At 42.4% G+C, this 15,507-nt stretch carries 14 protein-coding genes; 12 read left to right on the top strand and 2 right to left on the bottom strand.

The annotated features are described in order from the left end of the window. Window positions 1-371: 371 nt before the first annotated feature. Together ASE55_RS17775 and ASE55_RS17770 are read left to right on the top strand one after the other, a co-directional pair. On the top strand, window positions 372-1,910 hold the full coding sequence (locus ASE55_RS17775; RefSeq protein ID WP_056222861.1) for a tyrosinase family protein: 1,539 nt from the start codon (window positions 372-374) through the stop codon (window positions 1,908-1,910). A 1-nt stretch (window position 1,911) separates the two neighbouring features. Continuing rightward, window positions 1,912-2,655 (top strand): DUF2182 domain-containing protein, encoded by a 744-nt coding sequence (locus ASE55_RS17770; protein WP_128414617.1) that lies wholly within the window; start codon window positions 1,912-1,914, stop codon window positions 2,653-2,655. A gap of 95 nt (window positions 2,656-2,750) precedes the next feature. Here ASE55_RS17770 and ASE55_RS20515 read toward each other — a convergent pair whose 3' ends face one another. Next, window positions 2,751-2,897 carry a bacteriocin-like protein gene (locus ASE55_RS20515; RefSeq protein ID WP_185116304.1) on the bottom strand — a complete coding sequence of 49 codons (147 nt, stop codon included), beginning with the start codon at window positions 2,895-2,897 and terminating at the stop codon, window positions 2,751-2,753. A gap of 31 nt (window positions 2,898-2,928) precedes the next feature. Continuing rightward, a complete protein-coding gene (locus ASE55_RS20385; protein WP_157844669.1) occupies window positions 2,929-3,072 on the bottom strand; it encodes a bacteriocin-like protein in 144 nt (47 codons plus the stop codon). 448 nt (window positions 3,073-3,520) lie between these two features. Between ASE55_RS20385 and ASE55_RS17765 the strand changes: the two genes are divergently transcribed. The 10 genes from ASE55_RS17765 (at window position 3,521) to ASE55_RS17720 (ending at window position 15,214) form a co-directional block, all read left to right on the top strand. Continuing rightward, a complete protein-coding gene (locus ASE55_RS17765) occupies window positions 3,521-4,012 on the top strand; it encodes an RNA polymerase sigma factor (protein WP_056222856.1) in 492 nt (163 codons plus the stop codon). Between the two features lie 311 nt (window positions 4,013-4,323). After that, window positions 4,324-5,136, top strand: a complete 813-nt coding sequence (locus tag ASE55_RS17760; RefSeq protein ID WP_056222853.1) for a FecR family protein — start codon at window positions 4,324-4,326, stop codon at window positions 5,134-5,136. Between the two features lie 70 nt (window positions 5,137-5,206). After that, window positions 5,207-8,431 (top strand): SusC/RagA family TonB-linked outer membrane protein, encoded by a 3,225-nt coding sequence (locus ASE55_RS17755; protein ID WP_056222863.1) that lies wholly within the window; start codon window positions 5,207-5,209, stop codon window positions 8,429-8,431. Between the two features lie 3 nt (window positions 8,432-8,434). Then, window positions 8,435-9,838, top strand: coding sequence for a RagB/SusD family nutrient uptake outer membrane protein (locus ASE55_RS17750; RefSeq protein ID WP_056222850.1), 1,404 nt, complete (start codon window positions 8,435-8,437; stop codon window positions 9,836-9,838). Between the two features lie 15 nt (window positions 9,839-9,853). Further along, on the top strand, window positions 9,854-10,735 hold the full coding sequence (locus tag ASE55_RS17745) for a glycerophosphodiester phosphodiesterase family protein (protein WP_056222847.1): 882 nt from the start codon (window positions 9,854-9,856) through the stop codon (window positions 10,733-10,735). A 203-nt stretch (window positions 10,736-10,938) separates the two neighbouring features. Continuing rightward, a complete protein-coding gene (locus tag ASE55_RS17740; RefSeq protein WP_056222844.1) occupies window positions 10,939-11,571 on the top strand; it encodes a Crp/Fnr family transcriptional regulator in 633 nt (210 codons plus the stop codon). A 72-nt stretch (window positions 11,572-11,643) separates the two neighbouring features. After that, complete coding sequence (locus ASE55_RS17735; protein ID WP_056222840.1) at window positions 11,644-12,444, top strand: sulfite exporter TauE/SafE family protein; 801 nt, start codon at window positions 11,644-11,646, stop codon at window positions 12,442-12,444. Window positions 12,445-12,726: 282 nt separating this feature from the next. Continuing rightward, a complete protein-coding gene (locus ASE55_RS17730) occupies window positions 12,727-14,148 on the top strand; it encodes an MBL fold metallo-hydrolase (protein ID WP_056222838.1) in 1,422 nt (473 codons plus the stop codon). A 9-nt stretch (window positions 14,149-14,157) separates the two neighbouring features. After that, window positions 14,158-14,721 (top strand): YeeE/YedE family protein, encoded by a 564-nt coding sequence (locus ASE55_RS17725; protein ID WP_056222834.1) that lies wholly within the window; start codon window positions 14,158-14,160, stop codon window positions 14,719-14,721. A 10-nt stretch (window positions 14,722-14,731) separates the two neighbouring features. After that, entirely contained in the window at window positions 14,732-15,214 is a 483-nt protein-coding gene (locus ASE55_RS17720; protein WP_056222831.1) for a YeeE/YedE family protein, read from the top strand. The last annotated feature ends 293 nt before the right edge of the window (window positions 15,215-15,507 follow it).

Raw genomic sequence — 15,507 nt, 5'->3', positions numbered from 1 at the left:
ATTTATTATTAAAGCAATTTAAACTTTGGCTTGACTTTATCCTCTTTAAAAAGTAAAAAACAGTATAATTATTTTAGATCCTATTAAATTGTATACACTGAAGATTTATTATAGTAACTGTTATTAGTATATAGAACAGCATCTGAATTTTGAAATTTTTGATGTTTATCTAAAATGAACTCATATAACAGTATTTATCAGAGTTTTAAATAGCTTAAGTGTTTTTTAAATAAGATTGAACAGGCTTAAACATTAATTTCAGTCAGTTGTGTGGGGTATGTAGAAAAAAACACTTAGATTTATAAACATTAACAGGCTGTACAATAACCTTAGAGTCTACAGACTGTTTTAAACATAAAACTAATCAATACATGAAAAAATTCCTACGAAAAAATGCGTGGAATCAGGAGGGAACTTTTGATAATTCCGATCTGTTCTGGTACGCAAAGGGTGTGGCAGAAATGCAGTCCCGTAAACTGGACGATCCTACCAGCTGGTGGTTTTTTGCCGCCATTCACGGTGAGAATATTGCCGGAAACCCGAATGCCATAGACTGGGGAAAAATTCAGTCACCGCCGCAGGTACCGGTAAGTCCTGTACCCTCATCATCCGTTACAGATAAATACTGGAATCAGTGCCAGCATCAGACCTGGTATTTTACGCCCTGGCACCGCGGCTACCTGATGGCGCTTGAGATCCAGATCCGGTCAGCCATCGTAAAGCTTAACGGGCCTGAAGACTGGGCGCTGCCTTATTGGAACTATTTTGGCGGCGAAAAAGAAAATAAAATCCCAACGGCATTTACCGAACAGTTCTTACCGGATAAAACGCCCAATCCCCTGTTTGTAAAGGAAAGATACGGGCCGGATAATGACGGCAATATCTATGTTAAATTAGTTAAAGACGGAAAACCGAGGGTCACGCAGGCCTGCCAGGGTAAGACTGATTTTACAGGCCGCCAGAATTGTTACGGTGGTCCGGTTACACCTTTCTCCCATTATGGGACCATCTTCCCGGAAAACAGCCTGGAGACCAATCCCCATAATTTTGTACACAATGATGTAGGGGGCGTTGTTTCAGGCCGTGAAGGCATCATGTCAGATGCTGATACGGCAGCACTTGATCCTGTTTTTTATCTTCACCATTGCAATATTGACCGGATGTGGGCAGCCTGGAATGAACAGGGCCACAGCAATCCCACTGCAGCAGAATGGCTGGAAGGTCCGAAGAAAATAGGTGAACGTGAGTTTGTAATGCCGGTGATTGACGGAAAGGAATGGGTGTATACCCCGGCAGACGTTACTGACCTGAATCAACTGGATTACGGTTATGATGACCTTAAAACACAGGCAGAAAACCTTCCGGCTGATGATAACAGAAAAAGGCTGAAAAAACTTGGCATCAATAGCAATGATACCGTTGAACTAACTGATGATACAATGGACAATAACGAAAAACAGACAGAATTGGTAGGGGCAAACCAAAAATCTTTTGAAATAAAGAATGCGGTCACAAATACAAAAGTTGATTTTTCTCAGAAAGTATTAAAAAGAGTTTCAAACAGCTTTCTGAAAGCATCTGCAGAAGAGGTCCCGGACCGTGTTTATCTGCTGCTTGAAAATGTAAAGGGAAATATTAATGCAAATACCCTTGAAGTAAAGGTAAATGATCATCATGCAGGATTTATAGCGCTTTTCGGGCTGCGTAATGCATCATCTGAGAATTCACACGGAGGCGGTAACGGCCTTACGTTCTCTCTGGATATCACGGATGTAATCGATGATTTATATCTGAAAGACGGTATTGAAAAAATTGATTCTTTGGATGTTTCAGTGGTGCCGGACAATGAAATTCTGCCTGATGCCAAAATCACGGTAGGAAGAGTGAGTGTATACCGTGAAAAGCAGTAAAATGAAAATGTCTTTTATCAACCGTAATCTGATCAGTTTAACGGTGATTGGCATCAGTGTGGTCCTGTGGGTCTTTTTACTCTGGAATCCCGGTGACCTGATGACGGTTAAACACTGTCATGTAACAATGAACGGAGGACCGCAGTCTTTTAAGATGCTGCTTGAAATGAATCCTCTATCTGATATGATGGCCGGTTGGATATTAATGGTTTTTGCGATGATGCTTCCGAAGCTCATTGTTCCGCTTCAGATCATCAGTGAACACACTTTTAAGCATATGAGGTTTTTAGTTTCCATATGTTTTATAACGGGTTATGCGCTTATCTGGATTTTGATCGGTTTTCTGATCAATATTTTTATTCTCCTCGTAAATGCCAATATGCCCAATTCATACATTCCGGCAATTGTCCTGGGGCTGATTGCTTTGATATGGCAGTTTTCACCCGTTAAGCAGAAATGCCTTAATAAAGGACACAGCCATCCGGTATTGGCCGCCTGGGGTATTAAAGCGTACACAGATGCATTTTCATTTGGCTTGGTACACGGCCTTTGGTGTGTGGGAGCAGGATGGGCGTTGATGCTCTTCCCGATGCTTTTGCCGGAGGGTCATCATATTGCAATGCTGGTGGTAACTTTTATCATGCTCAGTGAACATATGGAGCATCCGCGGCTTCCGCGTTGGCGCATCAGTTTCAGATTAAAGCTGTTGCGGATTATCACATCACAAAACTTGCTTAAAAGTTAACTGCTTTTACTTTAAATAACATATTTAATTTAAAACGCCTCGAAAGTCTCTGACTTTCGGGGCGTTTTAATTTTCAAATAGTTATATTCCCTGATCTAACTCAATATATCACAAGGAGCTACACAGATGATCCATGGGCATCTTTTGATCCCCGGAGGCGGACAGCATGCCTGGGAGCAGCTTAAGGCACCCCCGTTAATATGCTTTAATTGGTCTCTTGAAACTTTTTTTAAATTTTTCATAATAAATAATAATTTGGTTAAACTTGAAATTCTAAGGCTGGTTTCCGCCGCCGCACCCGTCGTAAGGCATGCATTGCCATTTGCCTTTGATTAAACACAGCTGGCCGCCCGGGCAGTTAATGCCGCCCTTGATGGCTTTCATTTCCTGTCTGTTGACTTTTTTTAAATTTTTCATAAGAATAGGATTTGGTTCTCTCCGAAATTAATAATTTTTTATCAATTATGCCTAAATATTCAGATACATATTTTGTTTTTAATGAATTGTATATGTGTTGATCTTTCTGCAAGCGGTATGGTCAGAGGGATGGAAGACAGGCATTGGGTGTATAAAAATTTATGCCTGTAAGCATTGCCTGGATTTTTAAAAATTGTTCATTATTTATCAAAAACGCCTTTAAAATCAGGCTCCATGCCTGTTGCGGCAGGCCTAAGCGATGCGTTTGTATAAAAAGTGAGTGTTTTTAGTTTCTGTAAAAATTAACCTTTTTCAGGGGCTGTTTGCCTGCTGCTGCAGTGCATATTTTCAATCAGATCAAAAGTTAACGTACCATTAATATGTCATTATGGCCTTTTGGGTAGTTTTGCATAACTGAGTTTTTTAACTCTTTAAAAGCATAAAAGTGATGGCCGATTTTAAAAAAATATATTCAGAATATAAGCACAGGGTATATTTTTTTGTAGCAAAATACATTTCGGAAGAAGAAGATATTGAAGAAACCGTTCAGGATACTTTTATGCATATCTGGAAATATCTGCCGAAAACAGGTTCCGAATCAGAAGTAGAAGCCCTGGTCTTTAAATCTGCAAAGCAGGAAGTTTCCCATTTTTACAGGAAAAGGAAAATGATTTTTGTGCCGCTTGAAAATTCCCGGGAAAATGTATCTGAAGACGATGTGCAGATTGACGAAAAACTGCAGCAGGAAGACCGACTGAAAAAAATCGAAACCCTTCTGGAGCAGGTTCCGGAGCGGAGCCGGGAATTTTTTGTACAGAACAAGATGCAGAACCTCAGCCTTTTTACCATTGCAAAAGAAAACAATATTTCAAAAACCGCCGTAGAAAAGCACGTCAATAAAGTCCTGAAGTTCCTGCGTAACCATCTTAATTTTTTCTGACAGCCTGTTTAAATTCCCGTACTAAAATGTAAAAAAGACTTTTAACGTGACTTAATATATTTCCGTTCAATTACAATTCAGGGCATCTGTGTCAAATTTTCCTTTAAGATTTGCGTCTTTCTCATAATCTTCGTCAGCTTTTTTAAATCCAAACAGCGATTAAATTCTTCCGTTAATTTTTCTGCAATTGCGTTTCCTCTGTGTTTTAACCGTGTGTGAACGTATATGAACAGATTGTTAAATCAAACAAAACAGGGTGGACGATTCTTTCTTTCCTGCGTATTCTCTGTTAAAGACCTGAAACAGATAAAATGGATTTCGAAAAACAGTGGAAATCGGTAACCCGGGAAAACCGCAAGATAGAACCTTCTTCAGACCGGAGAATCTGGAACGGTATCGAAAAAAAGATCCGGGTTAAAAAATACATCCGGACATCATTCTCAGTTGCCGCAGTGCTCATCCCCTTTATGGCGATTATGGGCCTTTATCTTTTTGAAAACGGAAATTCTTCCTATTCTGTACAGAAAGAACTGGTTTTTAAAAGTTCAGGTTCCAGACAGGCTTTTATACTGTCGGACGGAAGTACGATTACGCTGGAACCTCAGAGCGAACTGGTTCTGGCCGAAGGTTTCGGAGGCGAAAACAGGGGAGTGTCTTTTAAAGGAAAAGCTTTTTTCAGTGTCGCTAAAAATAAGGAGTTTCCGTTTGTGGTGGATGCCGGGGGATTTAAAGTACAGGTTCTGGGGACTCAGTTTACCCTCGATCAAAGAGAAAACAATAAAGTCTACCTGAAAGAAGGAAAAGTAAAAATCAATTATAAAGGCCGTTCCACATTTCTTCTGCCTAAAGAAACCTGGCTTGCCGATAAAAACGGGGTTGAAAAACATTTCTATGATAATGATGTCGAAAGAAACTTTGATTTTAATGACCTGAGATTTGACGAAGCCGTGTCGCAGCTTGAAAAAACGTATAATGTATTAATAGAATATCCGCGTGAATATAAAGACAATATCATTGCCGGAGATATTTCAGGAGACCTGGAAAAAGTGCTCCGCACCATAAGTTTCCCTTTTAACCTGAACATTGAGAAAAAAACACATGAACATATTATTCTAAAAAAATAATGCAGCGGTAATGGGGGTTACCGATGCATTGGATATTAATCAGTCAATAACAACTAATTTCAGCAAAGCTATGAAAAAAACAACAATTAGCATGATGTTGTTGGGTCTTTTGTGCGTACCACAATTTTCCCACGCAACCGCTAAAAAATGTTTTCAACAATCCGTCACCGGGCGGAAAACTCCTTTAAACAAGGTTTTTGAAAAACTTTCAAAACAGTATGGAGTGCAGTTCTTTTATTCAGTTTCAGACCTGAAAGAAGTGATGGTAGACGATTCACAGATGAATTACCGGTCTCTTAAAGAATCTTTGGACTACCTGAAGAAAAATGCCGGACTGGATTTTAATGTAGACCGCAATACCGTGACGGTCCGTCTCAATCCGAAAGCAGGTTCTAAAATTCAGACGCTGTCAAGGACAACATCTGCAGATTACCTCAGTATGGTGAATGATACTGTAAAATCCAGGGAAAAAGTAATTGATGAAGTCGTTCTGGTCGGCTACGGAAAACAGAGCAGGAAAAATAATTCCGGTTCTATTTCTTCCATTGATGAAAAACAGATGAAAGGCATTGCTTCCGGCAACTTCGGGGACATTATTGCCGGAAAAGCCACGGGTGTGCAGATTACCCAGGCTAACGCCAATCCGGGAAGTTCACCATCCATCCGGGTGAGGGGGATCGGTACCTTAACGGCAGGCTCCAATCCTCTGATTGTGGTAGACGGGCTTCCTTTAACGGAAGGGTCTAACCTGAATGCGATAGATCCCAATTCCATTGCAAAAATCGATATCTTAAAAGATGCGGCCTCCTCAGCTATTTACGGTTCAAGGGGAGCCAACGGGGTCATCATCATCGAAACCAAACAGGGAAAAAACGGGAAAATGAATGTCTCTTTTGATACCTATTACGGGATGCAGATGAGAAGCGACAACGTAAAGCTGGTAAATGCTTATGACATGGCCACGTTCCTGAAAGAAGCAAGGGACAACAATTACCTTTCCAAGGGAAGCAACAGGAGTGCTTTGGATGATAATGCGACAAGGGTAAGCAAAGGCGCTTCTCTCAGGGAACTGATTCCCACTTATCTTGCACCTTACCTGGCCAAGCAGCCGGGATTAACAGATACCGACTGGCTAAATACCGTAATGAAGCCGGCACCCATCAGCCAGACTTCACTGAATATTACCGGAGGAAGCAGTACCAGCAAATATGCTTTTACCACAAGCTATTTTAATCAGAAAGGACTGGTCATCGGGACAGATTACGAAAAATTTTCAACAAGCATCAATCTGTCAACTGACCTTACGGACCGTTGGAAAGTGGGGATTACCATGACGCCTTCTTATGCAACGGGAACTATCAATGCATCAAACAATTCCAGGAGCTACAACCCGCTGCAGATGGCAACGGCAACGTATCCGTTTTTCAAACCGTACAATAATGACGGAAGCCTGGCGATTTCCCAGCAGATTCTGGGCAATACCGCAACAGACGGAGCTTTGGTAGAAAACCCGGTTGCTGTACAGGAAATGACAGACAGGAAATACACTCTTTTTAAAACTTTCGGAAATATTTTTACGGAGCTGGAGCTGATGAAAGGCCTGAAATACAGGTTTTCCGTAGGAGGGGATTATACCAACTATGAATATAATTTCTTCGATCCTTCCACGGTGGGTGCGTACAGAGCAGCGGCACCCGATGTTACCTTTGCCAACAGGACAGAATATATCCGGAAGAATTATTTAATTGAAAACGTGGTTTCCTTTGACCGGAAATGGGATGCGCACAGGGTAGATGCAATTCTGGGCCAGTCTTTCCAGCAGGAAGACAACAGCCAGCTCCTGACGGAAGCTACTTCATTCCCGGATAACAGCATCAGAAATATCGCGGGCGGAACGGCTTTTAAAAATACACTTACACAGTACAAATGGAGGCTGCTGTCTTATTTCAGCAGGGTAAACTATACCTATGACAATAAATATAACCTGATGGCCTCTTTCCGGAGGGACGGCTCTTCGCGGTTCGGGAAAAACTCAAAATGGGGAGATTTTTATGCGTTTTCCGCAGGATGGACGGTGAGCAACGAAAGCTTTTTCCCTGAAAACAATACCGTTACTGATCTTAAATTACGCTACAGCCTGGGAAGCAACGGGAATAACCAGATCCCGAATTTCGGCGCCCTTTCCCTTATGAATCCTGATAATTATACCTTCGGGAATACTTTAGCACCGGGGTACACCACGGCAACAGCACCAAACCCTAATATTTCCTGGGAGAAATCAAGGTCAAACAATTTCGGGATTGATTTTTCCTTATTCAGGAATGTTTTAAATATTTCCGCAGATTATTACATCCTGAACAGGGACGGCCTGTTGCTGGATGTGCCGGTTCCCCAGCAGTCGGGTTTCAGTACTTCGCTTCAGAACATCGGAAAGATCAAAAATTCAGGTTTTGAACTGCAGATTGCCTCAAAAACCTTCAGCCTGGCAAACAATTTCACCTATTCCGGAAGTTTGAATTTCTCTACGAATAAAAACGAAGTCCTTGCCTTGGCGAACGGGCAGAACCAGATCATTACCGGGGAAAATAATTTCTCCGTGACAAAAGTAGGCGGTTCCATCGGCGAAATGTATGGCTATAACATTCTCGGGATCTACAAAACGCAGGCTGAGATCAACGGTTCGCCTCACATCACAGGAACCATGGTCGGGGATTATATCATGGAAGACCTGAATGGCGACGGAAAGATTAATGTGGATGATAAAAGAAGTTTCGGGAGCGGCGTGCCGAAATACATTATCGGGTTTAACAACAACCTGAGATACGGGCTTTTTGAATTGAGCTTCACACTGTACAGCGAAATCGGCAAGAAAATCTACAACGCAGATGCCGTAACCACCTTAGAATCCGGGGAAGGTTTCGGGATGGCATCACAGTATTATTTTGACAACCGTTACAATGCCGTAACCAATCCTGAAGGGTTTTTCGGGATGCCCAATATGAACTTCTCAAACAACCGGAAGGAAGCCAGGACTTCAAATCTCTACTTCAAAGATGCAGATTATGTGCGATTGAGATCGCTTCGCTTAGCCTTCAACTTACCCCAGTCCATGCTTAAAAATATCGGGATCGAAAACGCACAGATCTATATGGTGGGGAACAATCTTTTTACCCTTTCAAAATACAGAGGGATGAATATTGATGCCACTTCAGACAATGTCCTTACCCAGGGTTTTGACCAGGCTTATTATCCGGTGGCCAGAATTTATTCTATGGGCTTTAATCTTAAATTTTAAATCATGAAAAAACTATTCATTACAATACTCAGTCTTTCAATCATCACTTCATGCTCATCAGATCTTCTGGATGTAAACCCTGAAGCACAGAAAGTATCATCCCAGTTTTACACGAATTCTACAGAAATTGAACAGGGAATTATTTCAGTGTACGGATCACTGCAGTATGTGGGACAGTATCAGCTGGCCATGCCCGCATTAGGCGAACTGCCTTCTGATAATACGTATGATGAGGTTCCTGCAAACGATTCCTTTACCTACGGCGAGCTCGACTTTTTCACCGTTCAGGCAAACAACAGCCTGATTGCCAGTGCCTGGAAAGATAATTACATCGGGATCCAGCAGGCAAATATTATTTTAACCAGGATCGGGGGGATTTCGGATATGACTGATGCCTTGAAGGCTTCCAGAACCGGGGAAATGAAATTCCTCAGGGCACTGATGTATTTCAATCTCGTAAAGATATTCGGCGATGTTCCTTTGGTGCTTAAAGAAACCACGAATGTGAATGATTATTTCGGACAGCCGAAAACACCGGCTGCAGAAGTGTATTCGGCCATAGAAACCGATTTGAAAGAAGCGGTCAGCCTCCTGCCTGCAACGGCCGCACAAAAAGGAAGGGTAACCAAAGGTGCTGCACTCGGAATCCTGGGTAAAGTGCTTTTAACACAGAAAAAATATGCAGAATCACTGACGTATTTAAGCCAGGTGGAACCTTTGGGGTACCAATTGCTGCCGGATGTTGCCAAGATTTTTGATGTTACCAATGAAAACAATGCCGAAATTATTTTTGATGTCCAGTTTGCTTCAGGATTAAACGGAAATTCAGAGGGAAGCACGGCATTCCAGATGTTCAGCCCGTCGGGATCGGTTTCAGGAGCAAAAGGGCACAACCTTCCCACAAAAGAAGTGTATAACCTTTATTCCACAGGCGACACCAGGCGTTCTGCCTATATCGGACTTACATCAAGCGGAATCCCGTTCAGTAAAAAACTGGTTAAGACCTCAAATACCATTGCAGACGGAGGAAGCAACTGTGTGGTGATCAGGCTGGCCGATGTTTTCCTTATGATGGCCGAGTGCTATGCCCGGCAGAATGATGCTGCCAATGCCAACATATATCTGAATAAAATTAAAAAGAGGGCAGGGATTGCCGAAGTAAATTTTTCGGCAGCAAGTGTGCTTCTGGATGAAATAGACCGGGAAAGAAGGCTTGAGTTTGTAGGAGAAGGCCAGCGTTGGTTTGATCTGGTCAGGACGGGAAAAGCCGTTTCGGTTATGAAGAATTATTTCGCGAATAATCCCGGATACAGTACGGCACAGATTGATAACCATCATCTCCTGATGCCGGTTCCGCAAGGGCAGATCAATACAGATCCGGCCATTAAACAAAACCCTGGATATTAATAAAAATTCAAAACAATGTTAAACAATAAAGTATTATACCTGCTTCTTATAACGGTTTCGTCGCTGTTTTTTGCGCAGAAGAAAGAAAATGTTTCACTTTCAGGATTTCCTGATGACAAAGTAATGGTGGTGGCCCACCGCGGAGACTGGCGGGAAGCCCCAGAAAACTCAGTATGGGCCGTTAAAAAAGCCATTGAAAAAGGCGTGGATATGGTAGAAATCGATCTTGCGATGACCAAAGACAGCATTCTGATCGTCATGCATGATCATACCATAGACAGGACGACCACAGGCAAAGGAAAACCGTCTGACTTCACCCTGAAGGAAATTAAAAACCTGAATCTTAAAGACGGCTTGGGCGTGGAAACCCAGATGAAAGTCCCTACACTGGAAGAAATCCTTGATATTACGGACGGTAAAATCCTGGTTAATCTTGACAAAGGCTTCGACTATATCAAACAGGTTTACCCGCTGTTAAAAAAGCGTAAAATGCTGGATCAGATTCTGTTCAAAGGCCATGAATCGTATGCCGAATTCAACACAAAGTATGGCGACATTAAAAAAGACATCCATTACATGCCCATCATCAGGCTGGGAAAACCGGAAGACCTGGAAAACATTTCCGCCTATCTTAAAAATTACAAGGTATATGGTTTTGAATTTACCGTCGGAACAACGGAAAATAATCTGATTGATTTTAAAAAGCTGAAGGAAAGCAAGGTGAAAATTTGGGTGAATTCCCTGTGGCCCCATCACAATGCCGGACATAATGACGACAAGGCTCTGGAAAATCCCGATGTCTATGACTGGTATATCCGGAAAGGCATTAATATCATTCAGACCGACCGTCCTAAGGAACTGATCATGTACCTGAAAACCCGGAATTTATATTTTTAGCAGCCTGAGCATATTCAGCGAAAAACCCCCGGCCCGACTTTAAGTCGGGCCGGGGATTTTTATTAAGGGGCAGATTTCAATATCTTTAAAATAAGCTTCCTGCGAAAATATCAGAATCAGAATTGAAGTTACCGACGGAAATTTCACGCAACAATGTCTGAGAATCCTTAAATAAACGTACATTCGTTTCCTATTCCTATACCATGAGTGATAATATATTTTCTTCAGAATTCAGTGTTTCCCAAGAATTAACGGATACCCTGTACCGGAACGGAACTAGGAAAACGTACCGGGAAGGAGAGATTATCCTGGATGAAAATGCATCCATACGTTCTATCCCGATTGTGATGAAAGGCCTGTTAAAGGTTATCCGGACGGAAGAAGACGGGCGTGAAATTTTACTGTACTACATCAAAGCAGGTGAAAGCTGCATCATGTCATTTCTTGGCGGGATGCACAATGAAAAAAGCATGGTAAAAGCCGAAGTGGAAGAAGCATCTGAAATCCTTTTTTTACCCATGGAAAAGGTTACATTATTTATAAGAGAATACCCGGAATGGCTGGATTATATTTTCAGGCTGTACCACAAACGTTTTGAAGAGCTGCTGGATATTATTAATGCCATTGCCTTCAGAAAAGTGGACGAAAGATTACTGGCCCTGCTCAATAAAAAGTCTGAAATATCCCATTCTAAAACCATCATTACAACCCACTGGCAGCTTGCCAATGAGCTTGGGACGGCCAGGGTAGTGGTATCCAGGCTTCTTAAGCAGCTGGAAGATTCCGGCAGGCTGGTATTGGGAAGAAACAGGATTATGCTTTCAGATTCCGTTTAAATTTCCTTATGTAACAAAAGTAGCGGTACAGCTTCCCGGATATCCCCATTTTTGCTCAATAAAAGTTGAAAAATGGAAATTCTTGGATATGCAGCATCGGTTTTTATCGGTATTTTGTTGGGTTTAATCGGTGGTGGCGGCAGTATTCTTACCGTACCGGTTTTGGTGTACCTGTTGGGTGTAGATGCCTTTCTGGCTACAGAATATTCACTTTTTATTGTCGGGATCAGCAGTTTGGCCGGCTCATTTTCCTATTTTAAAAAAGGCCTGGTTAATTTTAAAACGGCCGTCATCTTCGGGATCCCGTCCGTTGTTTCTATTTTTCTCACACGGCATTACCTTTTGCCGCTAATTCCTGATGAAGTTTTCCGTATCAACAGTTTAACGGTTACGGTCACCAAAGATATTGTTCTGCTGCTGGTTTTTGCCGGTTTAATGGTTGTTTCTTCTTATAAGATGATCAGGAAAAGTGTGGAACCGGTCACAGGAACCGTCCGGTCAGAAAAAAACAATACGATTCTGGCAGCAGGGCAGGGCTGTATGGTCGGTATGCTGACGGGGCTTGTAGGAGCAGGCGGCGGATTTATGATTATTCCGGCATTGGTCGGCCTGCTGAAAACACCGATGAAAGTTGCTGTGGGAACTTCGCTTGTTATTATTGCCGTGAACTCGCTGATCGGATTTTTCTCGTCAATAGATCACGTTAAAATACAATGGAATGTATTAGGGCCTGTCTCTGCAATGGCTGTCGTGGGAATTGTTATCGGATCACAGCTCTCAGATAAAATTAACGGTGCAAAGCTGAAGCCTGCATTCGGCTGGTTTATTCTGGTGATGGGTATTTATATTATCATCAGGGAGCTTTTCCTTTAATTTAATCAGTATTTTTTGGGCAGCTTTCTCCGCCTTCCGCTCCCAATCTTTTTGCCGCAGCTTTCCCTCTGCAAAAAAAAGGATTTCCGCTCAAGTCGGGCTGCGATGATCCGGTTCAGAAACTGAAGGTATGCAAAACTTTAAAAACAGTCAGTAGTCAAAAGAAAACTTTGCGGACTTTACGTTTAATTTCAATCATCAGCAAAAAGATGAGGTCTTATGTAACAAAAGTAGCTGGAGGAACAGTAGAGAACATAGAAATTTACAATACAATAAATACATATGAAAATAGAACAGATTTATACCGGATGCCTTGCCCAGGGAGCCTATTACATTGTTTCTGAAGGCGAAGCGGCAATCATTGACCCGTTAAGGGAAACCCAGCCATACATCGAAAGACTGGAAAAAGACAGGGTAACATTAAAATATATTTTTGAAACCCATTTCCATGCAGATTTCGTGAGCGGCCATGTGGGTCTGAGCAAAAAAACGGGTGCTCCGATTGTGTACGGTCCACCGGCAGATCCTGAATTTGAAGCCGTTATTGCTGAAGACGGGCAGGTTTTTGAAATCGGGAAAATCAAAATAAAAGTCCTGCATACTCCGGGACATACAATGGAAAGCGCTTCGTTTTTACTGGTTGATGAAAATGGAAAAGAAAAAGCGCTTTTCAGTGGAGATACTTTGTTTTTGGGAGATGTCGGCCGGCCGGATCTGGCTCAGAAAGAGGAAAGCGTTACCCAAGAGGAACTGGCCGGGCTGCTTTATGACAGCCTGTATCAGAAAATACTGTCTTTGAATGATGAAATTACGGTCTGTCCCGCTCACGGAGCCGGTTCTGCATGCGGAAAAAATATGCAGAAAGAAACCGTGGATACCCTGGGAAATCAGAAGAAGACCAATTACGCGCTCAACCAAAAAGATAAGGAAAGCTTTATAAAAGCTGTTACAGACGGGCTTCTTCCGCCGCCGGCTTATTTCGGGATGAATGTCGCGATGAATAAAAAAGGGTACATCAGTTTTGATGAGGTGCTGGCTAAAGGCCTCCGCGCTTTTTCGCCTGAAGAATTTGAAGAAACAGCGGAGCATTCCGGGGCTTTGATTCTGGATGTCAGAAATCATGATACATTTGCAGAAAGTTTTGTTCCTCAGTCCGTTAATATCGGGTTGGAAGGGGATTTTGCACCCTGGGCCGGCACTCTGATTGCAGATGTAAAACAACCGATTCTGTTAATTACCGATGAAAACAGTGAGGAGGAAGCCGTTACCAGACTGAGCAGGGTAGGATTTGACTATGTTCTAGGTTTTCTGAAAGGCGGTTTCGAAGCCTGGAAAAACAGCGGGAAAGAAACAGATACCGTCAGCAGGATTTCCGCACAGCAGTTTGAAAATGAAATCAAAGATAAAAACGTAAACATCTTAGATGTAAGAAAAGAAAGTGAATACCGGGCTGAACATGTGGACGGGGCTTACAATAAACCTTTAGCCTATATCAATGAATGGATATTGCAAATTGACCCGATGGAACATTTTTACCTTCACTGTGCAGGCGGCTACAGAAGTATGATGGCAGCAGGCATTCTTCAGGCGAGAGGATTCCGTAATTTTACCGAAATTAAAGGCGGGTTTAATGCCGTCTCAAAAACCGGTGTTCCCAAAAGCAATTTTGTCTGTCAGCGTAAACGTTACACTCAGTTTAAATAAAAATAAATTATGTTGGATTTAATAAAAGAACCGTGGCCGTGGTATATTGCAGGGCCGCTCATCGGCCTCACCGTTCCCGTACTGTTGATCTTAGGCAACAAGTCCTTTGGAATCAGCTCATCATTGCGGCACATCTGTGCAGCATGTATCCCTGCGGATCTTGAGTTCTTCAAATACGACTGGAAAAAAGAAGCATGGAACCTGTTTTTTGTCCTGGGTATTTTCTTCGGCGGAATGATCGCTGCTTATTTCCTGATGAATCCCGGGGAAATTACAGTCAATCCGGACCTCAAAACCGAACTCGCATCTTATGGAATTACAGATTACAGTAACCTTATCCCTGTCCAGTTGATGAATTTTAAAAGTCTTTTAACCTTAAAGGGCTTCATCACCATGGTCGGCGGCGGGTTTTTGGTCGGTTTCGGAACCCGGTATGCAGGCGGATGCACAAGCGGGCATGCCATTATGGGATTATCCAATCTGCAGTGGCCGTCCCTGGTGGCTACCGTCTGTTTTATGGCCGGCGGATTCTTTATGGCCAATGTGGTTTTTCCGCTTATTTTATCACTTTAATTTAATCATCATGACAAAAGAAAAAGAAATATACCATCAGGCCGGCAGCTGTACTGCCGAAAGTCGGTTTCAGCATAAATGGCATTATAATTTGAGATATTTAATTGTTGGTATTTTATTCGGGATTGTATTTGTAAAAGCCGAGATCATCAGCTGGTTCAGGATCCAGGAAATGTTCCGCCTGCAGTCGTTTCACATGTACGGCGTCATCGGAAGTGCGATCGTGACCGGAATGATTTCTGTCTGGCTGATTAAAAGGTTTAAAATAAAGACAGTTGAAGGAGAACCGGTATTTATCGCTTCGAAAAAATTCAGTAAAGGGCAGATTTACGGCGGCCTGATCTTTGGATTTGGCTGGGCCGTTACGGGCGCCTGTCCCGGGCCTCTGTTCGCGCAGATCGGAACCGGGTCTTTTGCCGTTATTGTTACGTTGCTGAGTGCAGTTTCCGGAACCTGGGTATACGGGTATTTCAGGGGAAAGTTGCCGCATTGATTGCACCGCGTTCTGTGCTTCCTGAAAAGTTTCCTTGTAAAAATATGATACGCAAGTATACCTGAATACTCAGCCGGATTTATTATTCCAACCGTTAAAAAAAGCTGCCTTACACTAAGTAGGGCAGCTCCAGGTTGAGATAATGTATAAACATCCTTGTTAGACGATTATTTTGTTTTGATTTTAAAATCTTTTTTTATTGTCTCCAGTAAGACCATTTGCTTCCGTTGTATACGGCCAGCCTTTTGGCTCCGCTTTTATTGATGTACACCATCATTCCCGGAGACGGGCTT

Origin of the sequence: Chryseobacterium sp. Leaf201, from assembly GCF_001421435.1 — a bacterium.
Classification (GTDB): Bacteria; Bacteroidota; Bacteroidia; order Flavobacteriales; family Weeksellaceae; genus Chryseobacterium.
Note: the sequence above shows the minus strand (reverse complement) of the source record. Positions and strands in the feature narration are given on the sequence as shown.

Excerpts from the sequence above, each read along its gene's own strand:
- ASE55_RS17770 (WP_128414617.1), top strand. The coding sequence starts at position 1,912 with ATGAAAATGTCTTTTATCAACCGTAATCTGATCAGTTTAACGGTGATT.
- ASE55_RS17730 (WP_056222838.1), top strand. The coding sequence starts at position 12,727 with ATGAAAATAGAACAGATTTATACCGGATGCCTTGCCCAGGGAGCCTAT.
- ASE55_RS17765 (WP_056222856.1), top strand. The coding sequence starts at position 3,521 with ATGGCCGATTTTAAAAAAATATATTCAGAATATAAGCACAGGGTATAT.
- ASE55_RS17740 (WP_056222844.1), top strand. The coding sequence starts at position 10,939 with ATGAGTGATAATATATTTTCTTCAGAATTCAGTGTTTCCCAAGAATTA.
- ASE55_RS20515 (WP_185116304.1), bottom strand. The coding sequence starts at position 2,897 with ATGAAAAATTTAAAAAAAGTTTCAAGAGACCAATTAAAGCATATTAAC.
- ASE55_RS20385 (WP_157844669.1), bottom strand. The coding sequence starts at position 3,072 with ATGAAAAATTTAAAAAAAGTCAACAGACAGGAAATGAAAGCCATCAAG.
- ASE55_RS17725 (WP_056222834.1), top strand. The coding sequence starts at position 14,158 with ATGTTGGATTTAATAAAAGAACCGTGGCCGTGGTATATTGCAGGGCCG.
- ASE55_RS17735 (WP_056222840.1), top strand. The coding sequence starts at position 11,644 with ATGGAAATTCTTGGATATGCAGCATCGGTTTTTATCGGTATTTTGTTG.
- ASE55_RS17760 (WP_056222853.1), top strand. The coding sequence starts at position 4,324 with ATGGATTTCGAAAAACAGTGGAAATCGGTAACCCGGGAAAACCGCAAG.
- ASE55_RS17750 (WP_056222850.1), top strand. The coding sequence starts at position 8,435 with ATGAAAAAACTATTCATTACAATACTCAGTCTTTCAATCATCACTTCA.
- ASE55_RS17745 (WP_056222847.1), top strand. The coding sequence starts at position 9,854 with ATGTTAAACAATAAAGTATTATACCTGCTTCTTATAACGGTTTCGTCG.
- ASE55_RS17775 (WP_056222861.1), top strand. The coding sequence starts at position 372 with ATGAAAAAATTCCTACGAAAAAATGCGTGGAATCAGGAGGGAACTTTT.
- ASE55_RS17720 (WP_056222831.1), top strand. The coding sequence starts at position 14,732 with ATGACAAAAGAAAAAGAAATATACCATCAGGCCGGCAGCTGTACTGCC.
- ASE55_RS17755 (WP_056222863.1), top strand. The coding sequence starts at position 5,207 with ATGAAAAAAACAACAATTAGCATGATGTTGTTGGGTCTTTTGTGCGTA.